The sequence below is a fragment of the Paraburkholderia sartisoli genome, from assembly GCF_900107685.1.
Classification (GTDB): domain Bacteria; phylum Pseudomonadota; class Gammaproteobacteria; order Burkholderiales; family Burkholderiaceae; genus Paraburkholderia; species Paraburkholderia sartisoli.
Genome location: NZ_FNRQ01000001.1, coordinates 42,256 through 60,102, shown reverse-complemented (window position 1 = coordinate 60,102; position 17,847 = coordinate 42,256). Strand labels below are relative to the sequence as shown.

Annotated in this window: 16 protein-coding genes and 1 pseudogene; 13 read left to right on the top strand and 4 right to left on the bottom strand. The window is 62.8% G+C overall.

What is annotated here, in order from left to right; translation table 11 throughout:
• Window positions 1-27 precede the first annotated feature (27 nt).
• From BLV45_RS00315 to BLV45_RS00305, 3 genes and pseudogenes are all read right to left on the bottom strand, one after another.
• Window positions 28-1,155: a porin gene (locus tag BLV45_RS00315; RefSeq protein ID WP_090527318.1), complete on the bottom strand. Its 1,128-nt coding sequence runs from the start codon at window positions 1,153-1,155 to the stop codon at window positions 28-30.
• A gap of 193 nt (window positions 1,156-1,348) precedes the next feature.
• Window positions 1,349-1,746: pseudogene (locus BLV45_RS00310) on the bottom strand (winged helix-turn-helix domain-containing protein); the annotation flags it as partial.
• 74 nt (window positions 1,747-1,820) lie between these two features.
• A complete protein-coding gene (locus BLV45_RS00305; protein WP_090527315.1) occupies window positions 1,821-2,834 on the bottom strand; it encodes an ABC transporter substrate-binding protein in 1,014 nt (337 codons plus the stop codon).
• A gap of 619 nt (window positions 2,835-3,453) precedes the next feature.
• On the opposite strand from BLV45_RS00305, the gene BLV45_RS00300 reads away from it, so the two are divergent.
• The gene (locus tag BLV45_RS00300) at window positions 3,454-4,065 is read left to right on the top strand and encodes a molybdopterin-dependent oxidoreductase (protein WP_090527312.1); all 612 of its coding nucleotides are present in this window, start codon (window positions 3,454-3,456) and stop codon (window positions 4,063-4,065) included.
• Window positions 4,062-5,894 (top strand): hybrid sensor histidine kinase/response regulator, encoded by a 1,833-nt coding sequence (locus BLV45_RS00295; protein ID WP_090527308.1) that lies wholly within the window; start codon window positions 4,062-4,064, stop codon window positions 5,892-5,894. Before BLV45_RS00300 ends, BLV45_RS00295 begins: the two co-directional genes overlap by 4 nt.
• A 44-nt stretch (window positions 5,895-5,938) precedes the next feature.
• On the opposite strand, the gene BLV45_RS00290 is transcribed toward BLV45_RS00295, so the two are convergent.
• Window positions 5,939-6,793, bottom strand: coding sequence for a helix-turn-helix domain-containing protein (locus tag BLV45_RS00290; protein WP_090527305.1), 855 nt, complete (start codon window positions 6,791-6,793; stop codon window positions 5,939-5,941).
• 459 nt (window positions 6,794-7,252) lie between these two features.
• Between BLV45_RS00290 and BLV45_RS00285 the strand changes: the two genes are divergently transcribed.
• The 11 genes from BLV45_RS00285 to BLV45_RS00230 all read left to right on the top strand — a co-directional run bounded on the left by BLV45_RS00285 (window position 7,253) and on the right by BLV45_RS00230 (window position 17,830).
• Window positions 7,253-7,543 carry a Flp family type IVb pilin gene (locus BLV45_RS00285; RefSeq protein ID WP_090527302.1) on the top strand — a complete coding sequence of 97 codons (291 nt, stop codon included), beginning with the start codon at window positions 7,253-7,255 and terminating at the stop codon, window positions 7,541-7,543.
• Window positions 7,544-7,565: 22 nt separating this feature from the next.
• Window positions 7,566-9,062 (top strand): hypothetical protein, encoded by a 1,497-nt coding sequence (locus tag BLV45_RS00280; RefSeq protein ID WP_143130367.1) that lies wholly within the window; start codon window positions 7,566-7,568, stop codon window positions 9,060-9,062.
• A complete protein-coding gene (locus tag BLV45_RS00275; RefSeq protein ID WP_090527296.1) occupies window positions 9,059-9,874 on the top strand; it encodes a hypothetical protein in 816 nt (271 codons plus the stop codon). Before BLV45_RS00280 ends, BLV45_RS00275 begins: the two co-directional genes overlap by 4 nt.
• Complete coding sequence (locus BLV45_RS00270) at window positions 9,871-10,647, top strand: hypothetical protein (RefSeq protein WP_090527293.1); 777 nt, start codon at window positions 9,871-9,873, stop codon at window positions 10,645-10,647. The genes BLV45_RS00275 and BLV45_RS00270 overlap by 4 nt, the downstream gene beginning before the upstream one ends.
• Window positions 10,631-10,837, top strand: a complete 207-nt coding sequence (locus tag BLV45_RS00265) for a hypothetical protein (RefSeq protein ID WP_090527289.1) — start codon at window positions 10,631-10,633, stop codon at window positions 10,835-10,837. The genes BLV45_RS00270 and BLV45_RS00265 overlap by 17 nt, the downstream gene beginning before the upstream one ends.
• Window positions 10,838-10,861: 24 nt before the next feature.
• A complete protein-coding gene (gene cpaB, locus BLV45_RS00260; protein WP_176954040.1) occupies window positions 10,862-11,872 on the top strand; it encodes a Flp pilus assembly protein CpaB in 1,011 nt (336 codons plus the stop codon).
• A gap of 144 nt (window positions 11,873-12,016) precedes the next feature.
• Entirely contained in the window at window positions 12,017-13,660 is a 1,644-nt protein-coding gene (locus BLV45_RS00250; protein ID WP_143130366.1) for a type II and III secretion system protein family protein, read from the top strand.
• Between the two features lie 71 nt (window positions 13,661-13,731).
• The gene (locus BLV45_RS00245) at window positions 13,732-15,726 is read left to right on the top strand and encodes an ATPase, T2SS/T4P/T4SS family (RefSeq protein WP_407670923.1); all 1,995 of its coding nucleotides are present in this window, start codon (window positions 13,732-13,734) and stop codon (window positions 15,724-15,726) included.
• Window positions 15,727-15,741: 15 nt separating this feature from the next.
• Window positions 15,742-16,590: a type II secretion system F family protein gene (locus BLV45_RS00240; protein WP_090527275.1), complete on the top strand. Its 849-nt coding sequence runs from the start codon at window positions 15,742-15,744 to the stop codon at window positions 16,588-16,590.
• A 5-nt stretch (window positions 16,591-16,595) separates the two neighbouring features.
• Window positions 16,596-17,477, top strand: coding sequence for a type II secretion system F family protein (locus tag BLV45_RS00235; protein WP_090530877.1), 882 nt, complete (start codon window positions 16,596-16,598; stop codon window positions 17,475-17,477).
• A complete protein-coding gene (locus BLV45_RS00230; protein ID WP_090527272.1) occupies window positions 17,474-17,830 on the top strand; it encodes a DUF192 domain-containing protein in 357 nt (118 codons plus the stop codon). The genes BLV45_RS00235 and BLV45_RS00230 overlap by 4 nt, the downstream gene beginning before the upstream one ends.
• The last annotated feature ends 17 nt before the right edge of the window (window positions 17,831-17,847 follow it).

Genomic DNA, 17,847 nt, shown 5'->3' with positions numbered 1-17,847 from the left:
ATCAGCCAGGAGGAGCGGCTGCCACGATCAGAAGCGGGTGCGCACGCCCGTCGTCAGTTCAAGCTGGTTGGTCGAACCAAACGTGGTTCCGACCGTATAGCCGCCGTGAAGCCTCATGTAGTCGCCGGCCAGATACAGTTCAGTGCGCTTGGACAGGTGGTAGAACGTCGACCAGTACAGCGTCTCCTTATAGCCGTTGTGGAGGCCGGATGTCGGATCGAAAGCGCCAACGTTCGCGTTCGGGATGTCGCCGTCGCTGTTGTAGGCGGCGTTGTGTACGCGCATCTGCTGGTAGCCGAGTTCGTAGTCGAGCGGCCCCTTCGGTGACAGCTTGAGCGACACCGTCCATGCGTTGTCCTGACGCTGACCGAGCGAACCCTGGTTGCCGAGATAGCGGAAATAGCCCGCGTTGGCGCGCAGGATGCCGAACGTATAGTTGCCGCCCACCGAATACGACTGGTTCATGAAGCCGTCGCGGTTGACGTGGCCATAGAAGCCCGACACGTTGAACGGGCCACCGTTGTAGCCGAGCGCCACCTGATAGGTGGAATTCGTGCCGAAGCTCGTGCTGTTGCCGAATGCGTACCCGGCGCTGGCGTAGATGCCGTTGCTGAACAGTTTCTTCCATGCGAGACCGTTGTTATAACGGGTGCCCGTCGGGCCGGCCGCATAGAAAATCATCTGCTTGAAGTTGTTCGAATTGGTGAAGCCGCCTTCGTTGGTCGAAAGTCGCGGACTACCGTATGCATCACCGTAGATGGCCGCCGCATCGCGCGCGATCGTGTTCTGGAACCCTGCCGTAAACTTGCCGAACGTATCGTTCTGGATGCCGACCCACGCGTCACGGTCGAAGATCTGGTTCGGATCTTCCATCTGCCCGTTCGCGACGACGTATTCACTCTCGAGCCGGAAAATGATCTTCGAGCCGCCGCCGATGTCTTCCGCACCCTTCACGCCCCAGCGGCTGCCGCTGAACCACGGTTCACCGTCGTTGCCCATGCCGATGGCGTGATTGCCGTTGGCGTCGGCGTGCGTCCGGTAGCTCGGGAAGCTCAGGTCCATCAGGCCGTAAAGCTGCACGCTCGACTGCGCGTGCGCGGCAGTCGCGCCGAGCGCACTCGCCGCGATCGCCAGGGTTAAGTACTTTTTCTTCAAGTCCGTCTCCTCAGGTTGCTGGTTTGAAAATCTGATTTTTCTGCTCGCGACTGATGCGGTCCGTCTGGTCGGGTATTCGATCCCCGGTATGCGAACGAATCCGATTCTGGTGACCTCAATCCTTCACGCTCCTTTCCCGTGTTTTTTGTACAACTAAGTGTATTCACTGATATGCCTGACAGCGCCCGGTTAATTATTCGAAATCTCTTTGCCGGAGGATGTAGCCAAGGCCCAGCAGCGTCATGATCTCTGCGCTGGACCTTCGAGACGTTTGCGCAAGCAGTGCATATAGATGTCGATGGCGTCCGCGCGCGGTTCGTCGTCCAGACTGAACACGCTTTCCATCTGCATGGTTTTCGAAACGGTCTCGCCCTGTCGCAACATCCGCGTTTCGAGGATGGCGTGCTCGCGACGCCACAACGCCACGGGTGCGTCGTGGTGAAGAAACTCCCGCGTATCGAACATGTACTGCAGGTCGCCACAGGCGAGGCATGACGACACGCCGCCCGAATGCGGACGGATCAGCGCCTTGATACGCGCGACAAGCTCGCGTGCATCAAGCAACTTGACAACATGGTCGTCGGCATCCGCATCCACGCGCTCACCGCGAGCGCAACGGAGCCAGACGGCGCCCGTTGCACAAACGCTCCGGGCGCGCCCGTCACCTATTTCGCGCTGACAAACTCGTTGGTGTAGGTTTTTTCCAGCTCGATATGTTTGCCCTTGACCGCCGGGTTGAACGCCGAGAGCACCTTGAGCACGGTCGCCGGACCATCAGGCGGCATCTTGCCGTCGACGGTGTACATCGGCAGCGACGCCTTCAGCGCGCTCACGTAAAGCGTCTTGTCTTTCTGATAGTCAGCGGGCATCTTCGCCGCGATCTCTTCCGCGCTATGCGTGTGGATGAACTGCATCGTGCGAACGAAGGCATGCGCGAGCTTCGCCGCTTCCGCCTTGTGCGCATCGGCCCATGCGGCCTGCACGTAGAGACTCGACGCCGGATAGGTGCCGCCCAGCGCCGCCCTCGTGCCCTCGACCGAGCGCATGTCGACGAGCACCTTCGCCTCGCCCGTCTTCAGCAATGCCGACACCGTGGGCTCAGTGGTCATGCCGGCGTCGATACGGCTCTGCTTGATCGCCGCAATGAAGCTCGCATCGGCACCCACCGGCAGCATCGTGTATTCCGTCGACTGGATACCGTGCTGTCCAGCAAGGTATTGCGTGAGAAAGCTGGTCGACGAACCCAGGCCCGTCACGCCGAGCGTCTTGCCCTTGACGTCGGCCATCGATTTGACCGTATCGGCCGCTTTGGTCGACACCATTTCGACTTCGCCTGGCACCTGACCAAACACGACAATCGCCTTGGCGTCCTTGCCCTTGGTCTGCAGATCGATCGTGTGATCGTAGAAGCCCACGACACCCTGGACGGCGCCCGCCAGCAGCTCGTTCTCTGCGTCGACACCAGCGGGCTGCGACAGCAGTTCAACGTCGAGCCCTTCGTCCTTGAAGTAGCCGAGTTGTTCGGTCAGGCGCGCCGGCAGATAGATCAGCTTCGTGATGCCACCCACCATGATCGTGATCTTCCCGCTGTCGGCCGCCGACGCGTGTTGCGAGGCAAGGCTGAACAGCAGGCTGGAAGCAAGGGCAACATGGCGAAACGCACTGAAGTTCGGTCGCATCGATAGTCTCCGTTATTGTTGGCGGCGGAATGCCGCCTGTCAGCATCGATGGCGCGATTATGGGAGGGCGCATCCTTCCTTCGGCTTTCACGGCAAAGCCATTTGCTTAAGGGATTTCCATGAGGTGGACGTCGCTATCCGCGGAATCACGACAGCACTGTTCCGTCATCGCCCGATTCACGGAAGATCACGCATTTCCGACCCCGGTCCAGGAGATGTTCCAGAGAACACGCCGGCATGAAACCATCGCAGGGCGCCGTGTCGGAACGTCTATCGGATAAGTCGAGGCCGGCGAGGACGCGATGAAATTCCGCGGGTGGTGAGCGATATATCCGGTGGGGTCGAACGCCCGTGAAGTGCAGATCAGCGCACCTTGGGTGCATTAACAGGTCAGCATGTCATTAGAATTACAGGCGATTTTTTCGCGAATCTTTTTTATTGCTGCACATACTTGTAGTCCTGCTGACAGGAATCAGGCCGTCACTTGGTCAGTCGTGCGATTTTTTGTTTATTTTCTTCAGGCACGAAACCGTGTTACATAAACTTACATCAGGGGAAGATCAATGGCTACTATTATCGGGCTTTCCAGCTCGGTGAGCGGCTAAAAAAGGCGTAGTGCATGCTCATTTCCTTCTTGAAGAATGTTAAATGGAGCGCGCGATTTCCGCTTAACCATGCTGATAAAGCAGGGCGTCATGGAACTGTCGCCATCAGCGCGACAAGGAAGTCCGGCTTGCCACACAGGTCTCATGTTTATCTTGCCGGGTTGTCGCTCATGCTGGCCAGCGCTGCCCATGCGGATCCCGATCTGCTCCAGCTGGATGTAGATGGCAACATCGAGTACCAGGCTGCGTCTCCTCACAACGAGCGTATCTTCACGCGCCAGGAACTGCTCGCCATGCCCGTGCATACGATTCAGACTTCGACCAACTGGACAGGCTCCGAAGTCTGGGAGGGGCCGCGATTAATCGACGTGCTGAAGAAAGCCGGGATTCGAGGTTCAAGCATTCGCGTGTTTGCCTACGACGATTACAGCCAGGAAATTCCCGTGGCATTCATCGAGAAATATGAACCCATTCTGGCCTATCGTGAAAACGGACGCGAGTTGCGCCTGAACGACTTTGGCCCTCTGTTCATTATTTTTCCACGCGATCAATATCGCGACGAATTGAGCACCATCAGCAACACAAGGCGATTTGTCTTTCAGGTTCGTAGAATCGAGGTTAAATGAAAATCCCGGGATCGAGGGCAAGCAGGATCAGGGTGTCGCTGTCCGCGACGCTACTGGTTTTACTCGCCATCTTGTGGGGTTATTCCGCTTACCTGTTCATCGTGTCACGCGCTGACAGCCAGAGCTTCGCCCGACACAAAACACAAGGCTACGATCTGGTGATCGGGCAGCTGGAACAATCGGCCCTGAAAACGGAAATCGCCGTGTTGCAGTATGCGCAAGGCTTTCGGGGCATGGATGAGGTCACCGTCAAGTTCGACGTCTTCGAGTCGAAAATCACGCTGTTGTCCGCGCCCACCGACGCCATGTTCCTGCCGAAGACAGAGCCGCGTTACAGCGCCAGCGTGGAAAAAATCCAGAGCATCGCAGAACGGCTGTCGCAGCAGATAGCCGCGCTGCCGGAGCGGAAAGAAAATGTCGCGGCCATCATGGCCAGTTTCGACGAGCTGCAACGCCCGCTTGCCGATCTCGAGATGATCATGGGAAACGCCGAGGGCAAACGGCGCGACGATGCGCATGAAGACTACGCACGACGCCGCGAGATGCTGATGCAGTCCAGCGCCGGCTCGACCTTTGCGTTGCTGGTTCTCGCGTGGCTGCTGATCAGCAACGCGCGACGCGTGCGCGAGCTTGCCGCCCAGCAGCGAACCGCGCTTCAACGAGAGACGGAAGCCGCGCTTGCGGCGGCCAATGCGGTCAACGCGAAAAACGCGTTCCTAGGCATGATCGGCCACGAACTGCGCACGCCCTTGCAAAGCATCATGGCGGCCACCGATGTCCTCGTCGAACGACAGTTCGCAGGCACGGACAGGCTGCTGGTCGAACAGCTTGCGCGGGCGGCCGACGTGCTCGATGCCCAGATGAAGGATCTAACCGACTTCTCCCGCATGGGGGCCGGCCGGCTGACGTTGCGCAAACGCGTGTTCAACCCTTACAACGTGCTGATGGCTGCCGTCGAATCGGTCTCGGAGCGCGCTCACCGCAAGGGGCTGCAGCTTGAAGTCATCGCGAGCGACCAGCACGTTTTCAACCTGTCGGATCCGGACCGGATCCAGCAGGTCGTCACGAATCTGCTCAGCAATGCAATCAAATACACCGAGCACGGAAAAGTGACGATTCGGGCCTCAACGCACAGCGGCCAGACGAGTGACGAATTGTCGGTGAGCGTGGAGGACACCGGCGTCGGTATCGAACGCACTCAGGTCGATCAGATCTTCATGCCGTTTACTCAACTGCAATCGTCGGGTTTGCCGCGCTACGACGGGATTGGCCTCGGCCTCGCGATCGTCAGGGGGCTCGTCGAACTACTTGGGGCTGCCATGCACGTGGAAAGCGAGCCAGGCAAGGGCACCACATTCCATGTGGTGTTCCCGCTGGAAAAAGTGAATGCGCCGCCGGCCGCCGTTCCGCCGGAAGACACGGCGCAAGCCCGTCCCGCGCAGCAGCACAGACAGGTCCTGGTGGTCGACGACCACGAACCGGTCAGAAGTTCGCTCAACGCGATCCTGACGTCGTACGGTATCGGCTGCACGGTTGCGTCCGATGCGCGAGAGGCGCTCGAGATACTCGCGACTCAGCAGTTCGACGCCATCCTGATGGACATCAATATGCCCGGGATGAACGGCATCGCGCTCGCACAGGAAATCCGCCAGACGGGCGGAAGGAACCGGGCAGCTCCGCTCATAGCGTGCAGCGCGCTGGCGCCGGAACTGCTCGCCCCCGGGAACCGCGGGCTCTTCGAGCACTATCTGACGAAGCCCGTCCGGGCCGACATCCTCAAAGTTGCGCTCGACGCGGTCTGGGCCAACGGCGACAACCGGGTTTTCTGACCAGCCCGTCGTTGCCCTGAATAGCGGGCGCTTCAGGAGACAGGCTATCGGACCATCAACCGCTTGCTGATCTCGGCGGCCAGCAGCGGGAGCCTGGCGGGCTTTTCGAGCACGTTGACGTCGAATGCCGTGATCACCCGTGCGATTTCCGATTCGTTGACGTTGCCGGCCTCCAGCTGCCCCGTCAGGATGAACACAGGTGCCTTCGGGTTGCCGGTCCGACGGATATCGCCGATGGCGGCCTCGGCTGTCTCGGTCCCGAGCAGCCAGTCGATCACGAACGCGTCGAATACCGTATGCCGGAGTGCCTCGCGAAAGGTCGCTGCATCGTAGTACGGCGTCGCGTTGAAACCCTTCTCGTTCAGATACAGGCAGATCGTGTCGGCAGTCTTCAGGCCACCGCCGTCACGGCCGCCGTCGTCGTCGACGACGGCCACCGCCGGATGGGTGGCCTCGGGCGGCCGCGGGCGGATCTCAATCAGCTCGACGACATGCTTTCTACCGGTTGGCGCACTCTCGGGCGAATAGACGCGCCATACCCCCGACACGTGTACCGCGACATATTCCGGTGAGCGGCCCGCAGGCACCTCGCCGCCAATCCAGACGACACACGGCAGCAGTTTCGAACCGACATCGAGCAACGCGGGCGTACCGGGTTGCCGGCCGGGAGGCGGGGAATCGACGAGTACCGCAACCGGTTCATCGAAGGCCCTGGCAATCTCCTTGAGTTCGACAAAAGTCCAGTTGCTCTGCCCGCGCATTTTGCGGTGTGCCTGCGCAAAGCTCAGTCCAAGCGTTTTCGCGAGTGCGCCGGTGTGCTTTTGCCGCGGGACTTGATGGCGGTCCATGAGCTGGGCGACACAGTTCGCCACCAACAGATTGTCCTGCGAGTCATGCATTCGTTCAGTGTTCCTGTTCTGACGTGGGTTGGGAAGCCTAACACCACGCGATATGGTGCGGCGTTACTGATGCCGCACCATAAACAACCCACCCAAAACATCGGTTGCATTTTGTTACGAAAAAATATTGTTAAATGCAACGATGAGGCTCGTTTACCAAATTGACAGTTGCGCGAAACGATTGGTACTCTCACTAAATGCAATTGAGGTTGCATTTAGTGCAAGAAAAATTTACTTGATAGAGATTTTATACCGGTAATTCGGTAATTATCTCCCTCCAGCATCTACCTCGATGCTTTTGCCATTCGTACGTTTCCGCACGAATGGCAGTTCATTTCGCAACCTCGCGTTGCACTGTCCCGGCCTGTTTTGCCACCCGCTTGCATTCATGCCTTTGCCGGGGGCTTAAGCGTGCCTTTATCGATGTCAATGCTGTCTTCTAAACAATGGGAGTACGCCATGTTTCAAGCCAAGTCCGCAGTCAAAACCCTTTCCAGGCGCCGTCGCCAACTCGGCCAGGGGATGACCGAATACATCATCATCGTCGCGCTGATCGCGGTGGCGGCTATCGGGGTGTATGCGGCGTTCGGCAAGACCATCCGCAACCAGACGGCGGGCCTCGCGCTCGAAATGGCCGGCGATTCGAATTCGGCCAACGCGATCCAGAACGCCGACACGGCGGCCAAGGATGCAAGCTCGAAGGGCAACACGGCCAAGACGCTCAACACCTATAACAACGGCAACCACTAGGACGCCTGAGCGGATCCCGACGATGAAAACCCATCCCGAACGGCGTCGTGGTCACCTTGTCCAGCGGGGACAGGCGATGCCATTCGCCCTGGTTTTTCTCGTCGTCGGGGCGGCCGCGTTGTATCTGGCATTCAACGCGGCCCAACTCGCCCACGCCAAAACCAAGGAACAGGACACCGCCGATTCCGCCGCGTTTAGCGTCGGCGTGCTGCAGGCGCGCGATCTGAACTTTGCCGCGTACACGAATCGGGCGATGATCGCCAACCAGGTCGCGGCCGCGCAGATGGTCAGCATCAAGTCGTACGTCGACGAGCTGGCGGGCACGTATCAGAGCAATCACACGTTCGACACCTTCATCGAATCGACGGCGCTCATCTCCGAGCCGTGGACGCTGCCTAAACAGGCCGGCAGCGCGGTGCTCAACGTGGCGAAGAGCGCGCTGGATACCGCCGTGCGCATTGCCACCGTCGCCATCGACGGGCTCGACAAAATACTCAGTACCGAGCAGGCGGCGTTTCACGATTCGATGCTGCTGCAGATTCCCGTCGTGGCCGAAGAGGTCGCGCAGGCCAACGAGCCGAATTCGCACGCGACCAAAACCTATTTCGCCACGCGCGGCGCGCTCGCACTCAACTCGACGCTCAACTTCGCGAAGCGCAATACGCCGGCCGGCAAGACAGGCGAGGACCGCTTCGCCGATGTCGTGACCGACAAGACCACGCTCGACCAGTTCGTTCAGCAGCGCGGCGCCAACATCCGCGATCCGTTCGTGGCGAGCATCGTCGAAGAGTGTCCGGGTGCGAGCTTCATCGCCGCGGACAACAATCACCGCGGCGGCACACAGCTTCGGCAGGACAAACGCGGCTGGGAAAGCCTCGACGCAACTGACGTGAACGGCTTCTGGTTCTGCTACTTCGAAGTCGGCATCGTCGGCAGTCCGATCATCGGCGCCGCCGGTTCCGGAGGCGCGGCCAACGGTCCGGGCGGCAGTTACTCCGGGACGCAAGGTTACGGCGGCTTCAACAACTTCGGTGGCGCGCTGACCAGCGCGCTCACGGAGATCGCCGCGGGCAAACAGTACAGAACGGGTGCGGGCAGATCGCTATCGTCGAGCGACGGTGGCCTGCAACCGTATCTCGAACTCTCGACGCTGAAAACGCCCGCCGACGGCGCCGACTTCAATCGCGCGCCGGCCATCACAGTCGAAGTGCAGCGCGCATCGTCGTCGATCAGCACCACCGACCAGTTGCACATCGCCAACGGCCGCCTGCAGGTCACGGACGGCACGGCGAACAACCAGATGCGTTCGGTCGCGAGCGCGAGCGCCTATTTCATCCGGCCCGCGGATTCATCGGCAGGCGCAGCGGGCGCGCTGAACAACCTCACGCACTGGAAGCGCGACGACAACAAGTGGGAATACCCGAGCCTCTTCAATCCGTACTGGCAGTCTTCGCTCGTCGCCACCAATATGGCGGCGCTCGAAGCGGCGGATCTCGCGCAATCGGCGGGCGCGCCATGAGCACGCGACGCAGGACGGCGGCGTTGCGCCCGCGCCGCCGGGCGCAACGGGGTCAGGCGCTCGTCGAAGTGCTGGTGATCGCGGGCAGCGCGCTGATCATCGCATTCCTCGGCTTGAACATGATCGGACACCTGAGCGACGCGCGCGACCGCACGCTGTCGGCCTCGCGTTACGCCGCGTGGGAGCGCACGGTCTACTTCGACGACAGGAGCTGGGCGCCCACCTACGGCAGCGCGATCACCAAGAGCGACGCGCAGATCCGCAGCGAAATCGCGCAGCGCGTGCTCGGCCACGACACGAAGGTCACCTCGCAGGACAGCTCGGCCGGCACGCTCGCCGCGCAACCGGAGCCGATGTGGCGCGACGTCGCCGGCAAGGACATGCTCAAGCAGTACAACGACCTGCAGGTGAGCCATTCGAGCTCCAGTACCGGCACGATCGCCGACAAGGCGCTCGGGCTGCTCGGCTCCGTCAGCGGCATCGGCGCGGGCTTTGATCTGCCGGTGAAAAACCAGCAGACGGCGAGCGTTTCGCTGCACATGGGCTACGACAACCCGACCCTCTCGAATCTGTGGCCGTCGTGGCAGGGCGTCACGTTCGCCGATCACAACGTGCTGCTGACCAACACGTGGACACCGGACGGCAGCGACAAGGCCAAAGCGATGATCGCCGACGCCGTGCCGACCGCGAAAGGCGCGGTGATCGAATACGGGCTCGACGTGCTGGCGCCGTTCGGCGTGGACATCGCGCACCTCGATCTCGGCCGCATCGAGCCGGACGTGGTGCCGCAGGACCGTCTGGGGAACAAATGATGCGCACACCGCGTGCTCTCGTTGCGTCGATGGACCCGACGCCGTCCGAAGGTGTGTCCGGCGCCTCGCTGGCGCGCTGGATGCGCGTGCTGGCAGCCTGCTGCTTCGCGTTCGGCGCGGCGACCCGCGCGTTCGCCGGCGACGCCTGCGGCGACATGCCGGTGACCGGCCAGAAGGTGGAGTGGGTCGGCCACGACATGGTCATCAACGGCACGCCGACGCAGGTCGCGCTCATCACCTTCGACAAATCGACCCGTCAGGTCGCCGATGCGTTCATGCAGTACTGGGTCGAGCACCGCGTCGCGACGCACCGGATGCACAACCCGAAGACGCTGATACTCAGCGCGCTGTCGGCGCAATGCAGCTACACGCTGCAACTGCCGCCGAACCAGTCGGCGCCGGTCCGCGGGCTGTTCAGCGTGATGCGTCTGACCGATGCCCAGCCGCTGCCGCGCGCGCTGCGTCCGGAGAACTATCCGCTGCCGATGGGCAAGGTGCAGCTCGACATGACGAGCAACGACGGCGGCACTGTCGCGCGCACCGTGCAGATGTCGCTGTCCGAGCCTTCGCTCGCTCAGGCAAGCGCGGCGTATGCCGATCAACTCAGGAAAGACGGCTGGCACACGGTATCGGCCGGCCCGGCGATCGACCGGCCGCATGGTGCGTCGTTCGGGCAGGCGCTCTCGATGCAGAAGAACGGCTATCGCCTCGACGCCGCATTTACCCAGGCCAGGGGGTCGACCTCGGTGGTGATCAATGTCGCATACGAATGAACCGCGCCGCGTGCGCCGCCTGCACGCGCCCCGATCCCGCCAGAGAGGCCAGGCCTATGCCGAATACATCGTGATCGTTCTGCTTGTCGTCGTCGTGCTGATCGCCGGCGACAACTCGGTGATCGCGCAACTGCTGGCTGCTTTCAAGTCGTTTTACCACGCGTATTCGTACTCGTTGTCCATGCCCTGAACCAACCAACCGTGGCTCCTGATGATGTTCAAGAGAATCAAAACACACACGCTGATCAATAACCCCTGGGTGCTGCTCGGCGTCGCGGCGATCGCCGCCGGGCTCCTTACGTGGTCGATGTTCCGCTATATGTCGGGACGCGAAGCGGCAATGCGCGCGTCGCTGATGGAATCGATGAACGCGCGCAATCAGGTCTCGGTGCTGGTGCCCGTGACGGACCTGAAGGCCGGCGCGCCGCTCACCTCCGACAATTTTGCCGCGCGCGAGGTGTCCGCCGATTTCGTCTACGACGACACGATACGTGCGCAGGACTTCGATTCGCTGTCGAAGCTCACGCTGGTGCGTCCGGTGAAGCGCGGCGCGCCGGTGCGGCGCGCGGATGTCTCGTCGTTCCAGGCGCGCGATTTCAGCGACATGCTCAAGCCCGGCACGCGCGCGCTGACGATCGACATCGACACCACCAATTCGGCGGACAACATGCTGAAGCCGGGCAACCGGATCGACCTGTTCATGATCGCCACGCCGGGCGACGGTTCGGATTCCGGCAGCCGCGGTCAGTCGGCGCAACTGCTGCTGTCGGATCTGGCGGTGATCGCCACCGGCCGCGACGTGCGTCCGCGCGATTACGGCGAGGAACTCTCGCAACAGGACGACGGCTCGCAACGGCAGGGCTACGACAGCGTGACGCTGCAGGTGAGCCCGGAGCAGGCCGCGAAGATCGCGCTGGCGCAGAAGGTCGGCACGTTGCGCGCGGTGCTGCGCAACCGTTCGGACAAGCTGGCCACGCCGCCGGTCACGGTGCAGCAGGCGTCGCTGTTCGGCGACGACGGCAGCGCGGGCATTCAATACATCGTCGGCGGCAAGGGCGAGAGCAGCGTCTCGACGCGCCCGGCGCTCGACGCGAAGCCGGCCAATGCGCACGCCGCTGCCGTCGCCGACGTCGAGCAGCGGATGGCGGCGATCAGCGACGCCCAGCAGCGCGCGGTTCAACAGATGCAGGACGCCGTCAACGGGCGTATCGGACGCACGAGGTGACGGCCGGGTCGGCGAGACCGCCGCGTCTGGCAGCACGGCCCCTCCTTTCCAATCACTACATCCTCATCCATGACAACCAATCGAGAACATAAAACGGGGCGCATCTTCCGGGGAGTCCATCTGGTTTTCGCGGCGAGTCTGGCGATGACCCCGTTTCACGGATACGCCGAATCGCCGGTCGCCGCCAGCGGCCCGGTCGCTGCCCCGGCGCCGCTCGCCCATGACGGTGCGCCGCCCCCGGTCGCCGCCGCGCCGGCTTCTGCACCGGCTTCTGCACCGGCTGCTGCTCCCGCTCCTGCTGCGGTCGTGCCCGCGCGGTCCGCATCGGCGAGAGATGCCGCGTCGCCCCCGCCGACGACGGTAGCGCCCGCGACCATGCAGCGCGTCAAATACCGCCCGCCCGTTGTGCGCGACAACGATGACGCACTCGTCGAATACGGACAGGGCGTGCCGTCAACGCTCTATCTGTACAAGGGCGAAGTCAAGGTCATCCCGGTGCAGGGCAAGGTCAAGCGCGTCGCGGTCGGCAACGGCGACGTGATCAACGCGTCGGTCGTGGACCATCAATTGCTGCTGCTCGCACAGCAGCCCGGCGACACGTCGCTGGTGGTGTGGAACGAATCGGGCATCGTGCTGCGCACCAAGCTCTCCGTGTCCGCGCAGGACCGCGCGACCACGCTGTCGCGTCTGGAGCACTCGCTGGGTTTCGTCGAGAACCTGCGCATCGACGCCGACGGCAACCGCTTCGTGGTGCGCGGCAAGGTACACCCGGAGCAGAAGGATCTCATCATGACCGCGCTGCAAAGCATGCCCGACGTGGTCAACCTGATCGAGGTCGACGACGGCGCGCCGCTGAAGAAGACCGTCCACTTCAAGATGGACATCCTCGAAATCTCGAAGACGGCCGAGCGCAACCTGGGCATCGCGTGGGATCAGCAGATCAACGGTCCGCAGGCATCGGTGGCGGGCAATGCGATCCGTACCGGCCGCTATCGCCCGTTCCCGGATACCGGCACCGCATCGTTCGACAACGCGCCGAGCGCAGCGGCGGGCGCCACGGGCGGCGCGTTCCTCGGCATCGCCACGTCGATCTTCTCGAAAATCAACCTGCTGGTGAACGATGGCGACGCGTACATCCTCGCGTCGCCGGAACTGAATTCGAGGAGCGGCGGCAAGGCCACGTTCCTCTCGGGGGGCGAGGTGCCGATTCCGGTGTCCGCCGGCTTCGGCGCGCAGGACGTGATCTACAAGGAATACGGCATCCGGCTCGAGATCGCGCCGACAGTCGATGCGCGCAACGTGATCTCGACCGACCTGCTCACCGAAATCAGCCAGATCGATCCGACCGTGCAGGTGCAGGGCTATCCGGCGTTCCTCACGCGGCGCACGACCTCGCAGCTGTCGGTGCGCCCGGGCGAGACGCTCGCGCTCGCCGGCCTGATCAGCGCGGATGCGGCCACGGCGGTCGACAAGTTGCCGCTGCTCGGCGACATCCCGGTGCTTGGGCATCTGTTCAAGTCCACCGACTTCCGCAACAACAAGAGCGATCTGGTCGTGCTCGTCACGCCGTACATCGTCGATGCGGACAGCGAGAAGAACGCCGAACTGACGACGCGCGGCTCCGACATTCAGGCCGATTACCACAACGAGTACGGCAATCCGAGCCCGCTGCCGGAAGCCAACGCACAACGCAGCGAAGCGCTGCGCAAGGAAGAGGACAAGGCCGCCCGACGCGACGCCGCACCGGCGTCGCCCGCGGTTCTCGACCACACGATGTACGGCAATTGATGAAGTTCAGGCAGTAGCGATGCGCCGATGTCCGGCGCATCGGCCAACCAGTCGGCAACAGGCGGTGAATGATGGAAAACGTCCAGGAATTGCAGGTGTCGGTCACGGGACGTGACGGCAAGGCACAGCTCCACATGCTGAAGACAGGCGCGACCCTCGGCAAGGATCCGGCCTGCGATATCGTGTTGAAGGGCCTGCTGATCGGCAAGGTGCAGGCGAGCATCGAGCCGCGTCATGGACACTGGTATATCGAAGACAAGGGCGGTCTGGCTTCGACCATGGTCAACGGCAGTCCGATCACGTCGTACGGGCCGTTGACGGAAACCGACCAGATCGAGATTGCGTCGTTTCGCATCGGTGTGACGCCCGTGGTGCACGGCGCGGCGGGCGCAGGCGGGCTGCATCTGGTGGACAGTCATGCGAAGCCGGTGGCTGCGCCCGCGGCCGCAGCCGATACACAGGCGGCGATGCGCGCCCAGCCGGCGGACGAATCCCGAACACAGATGCGCACGCGCCAGGCCGCCCACGCGCCGGGCGTCGTGACGATGCCGCTCGAGGCCGTGGCACAACAGCCGCGCATCGAAACGGCTTCGCCGCTGCGCACCGGCACCGACGGCCTGGCGGTGATCGGCGAACGGTCGAATGGCGTCGTCGCGATGCCGCGCGAACGCAGCACGGCGGGCGGCTCGCATCCCGGTCACGGAGCGGCACCGGCGATGCCGGTACGCGACACTGCCGCCGCGGCGCCCGGTGCCCGGGACGTACAGAACGTACAGGACGAGCCGCAATGGCTGAATACGCCCGAAGGCATCGAGCTGCGCAAGACGGGCCACGCGCGCCTGATCTCGGCCATCGATTTGCGCCGCATCAACGTGGCGCACATGAGCGAAGTGGAGTTGTCGACCACGATCAGCGGCCTGTTGCGCACGGTGCTCTCGTCGGATCCGATCTTCGCGCGCCCGGGCATTCCGACCGACGCGCTCTTCAAGAGTATCTTCGACGAAGTGATCGGGCTCGGGCCGCTCGAATCGTTGCTCGCCGACGAGTCGATCACTGAAATCATGGTGAACCGCTATAACGAGATCTTCATCGAGCGCGCCGGTCAGCTGACCCGCTCGTCGACGATCTTTACCGACGATCAGGCCGTGCTCGGCGCCATCGAGCGGATCGTCGCACCGCTCGGGCGGCGCATCGACGAAAGCTCGCCGATGGTCGACGCGCGCCTGAAAGACGGCTCGCGCGTCAACGCGGTGATTCCGCCGCTCGCGCTGAAAGGCCCGAACATCACGATCCGGAAGTTCTCGAAACACAAGCTGCACGGCGAAGACCTCGTGCGCTTCGGCTCGCTGTCGCCACAGATGCTGGCCTTCCTGCGCGTGTCGGTGGAACTGCGGGCGAACATCGTGATCTCGGGCGGCACGGGATCGGGCAAGACCACCCTGCTCAACGTGTTGTCCAACTTCATCCCCGATAACGAACGGATCGTCACGGTCGAGGACGCGGCCGAATTGCGGCTCTCGCAGAGCAACCTCGTCTCGCTGGAAGCGCGGCCCGCCAACATGGAAGGCAAGGGCGCGGTGCCGATTCGCGACCTGGTGAAGAACACGTTGCGGATGCGTCCCGACCGCATCGTGGTGGGCGAGTGCCGCGGCGGCGAAGCGCTCGACATGCTGCAGGCGATGAACACCGGCCACGACGGCTCGCTCACCACCGCGCACGCCAACTCGCCGCGCGATTGCCTGTCGCGCCTCGAAGTGATGACGCTGATGGCGGGTCTCGACCTGCCGGTCAATGCGATCCGCGAACAGGTGGTGTCGGCGGTCGACATGATCGTGCAGCAGACCCGCTTTTCCTGCGGCACGCGGCGCGTCACCCATATCACCGAAGTGAGCGGCATCGAGTCGGGCACGGTGCAGTTGCAGGACGTGTTCGTGTTCAGGCAAAGCGGTTATGGCGAGGACGGCAAGGTACAGGGAACGTTCCACTCGACGGGTTACGTGCCGGATTTCTACCAGGACCTGATCCGCCGCGGCATCGCCGTCGATACGTCGATCTTTCAGGACTAGCACGAGGCCCAGCCAATGAATACAGCTCTGATGATGGGCGCGGCCTTCGTGCTGCTGACGCTGGTGTCGTGGGGCGTCGTCTCGCAAGGCAAGACGTGGTTCGTGCGCCGCACGGCGCGCGTGGGCGACGAAGTCGGATCGAACCTGGCGGACCTGTTTATTTTCATCAGCACCCAGCAGGTTGCGGCGGCGAGCGCGCTGGCGGTGCTGGCAATCCCGCTGGCCGTGTACGTGGTGAGCCAGAACATCGTCCTGACGGTCATCGCGATGTTGCTGAGTCTGCTCTCGCCGCGTCTGCTCGTGCGTCGCATCCAGACCCGCCGCCTGCAACAGATCGAAAAGCAGTTGCCCGATGCGCTGCTGATGGTGGCGAGCGCGCTGCGCGCCGGTGCGAGCTTTCCGCTCGCGCTCGAAAGCGCGGCCCAGGAAACGCGGCCGCCGATCTCGCAGGAACTGGCGCTGCTGATCCGCGAGATCCGCCTCGGCGTGGATATGGCCGATGCGCTCATGCACATGGAAAAGCGCATCCCGATGCAGGATTTTCTGATGGCGACGGCGGCCATTTCGATTTCGCGCGAAGTGGGCGGCAATCTCGCCGAAACGCTCGAAACGGTGGCGCGCACGTTGCGCGACAAGCAGCAGATGGAAGGCAAGATCCGCTCGCTGACGGCGCAGGGCAAGGCGCAAGGCTGGGTGATGACGCTGCTGCCCATTTTCCTGATGGTCGTCCTGAGCCATATGGACCCGGTCGCGATGGACCCGCTCTTCAACAAGCCCATCGGCTGGGCCACGCTGACGGTCATCGCGGTGATGGAGTTTCTCGGCTACAAGGCGATCGCGAAGATCACCAACATCGACGTGTGAGCGCCATGTATATCGCTATCGCTTTCTGCATCGCTCTCGGCCTGATCATTTTCCTTGGCGTAATCGTGCGATCGCTGTCGGTGCTCGGCAAGCACGTGCCGGGTGAAGACCGCGAGTTTCTCGACCCGCTCTCGACGCCGCTGCGCATACTATGGCCGCTCGTGCGCTTTCTCGACTTTTACTTCGGCCGCCTCTATCCGCCGGCGATCGTCAGGCGCGTCGAGCTGCAATTGCAACTGACCGGCCGAAGCTACCTGCTCTCGGCGCGGCAGTTCATTTCGCTGTCTCTGGTGGCGGCGTCGGTCGCGTTCGTGATGGCACTGCTGGTCGTCCACTGGCTCAACAGCGACAACACGCTACTGCCCCTGCTGGCCGCCGCGACCGGCTTCTTTCTGCCGCGCCTGTGGCTGCGCGACATTCGTACACGCATGGTCAGGCAGGTGGAAAAGCAGTTGCCGGTGTATCTCGACTTTCTCACGCTCAGCATGGAAGCCGGCCTGAACCTTAACGGCGCTCTCGCGCAGGCTGTGGGCAAGGGACCGGTGGGTCCGCTCAAGCGCGAATTCGAACACGTGCTGCGCGACATGAAATCGGGCCTGCCCCGCGCCGACGCATTGCGGCGCATGGACGAACGCCTGCAGGTCCGCGAAGTGACCAACTTCGTGAGTTCGGTGGTGCAGTCGGAACGCATGGGCGGCAGCATTGCGACCACGCTGCGCTTCCAGTCGGAGCAGCGCCGCACCGAACGTTTCCAGCGCGCGGAAAAGCAGGCGATGGAAGCACCGGTCAAGCTGATCTTCCCGCTGGTGGTGTTCATCTTTCCGGTGACCTTCATCGTGCTCGGCTTTCCCATCGTGATGAAGTTCATGCAGGAGGGGTTGCTGTGAAGCCGGCGCGGATTTCGGCCGGTGGCACGCCGCTCACGCTCGACCTGAACGTCACGACGGGGATGATCGACCGGCTCAGGGGCTGGATGGGACGCAAGTCGATCACCGAGCACGATGCATTGCTGATTCAGCCGTGTAATTCGATTCACACGTGGTTCATGTCCGCGCCGATCGACGTGGTGTTCCTGGACCGCCACGACCGCGTCGTCGGCGTGCGCGACAACGTCGGGCCTCGCCGCGTGTGCATGCACTGGCGCGCGGCGTCGGCGCTCGAGTTGCAGGCGGGCCGCGGCGCGGCGCTGGGTCTCGCACCGGGCGTGCAGCTCGACATCGACGACGGAGACATACGATGACGCACACGGCGATTCAC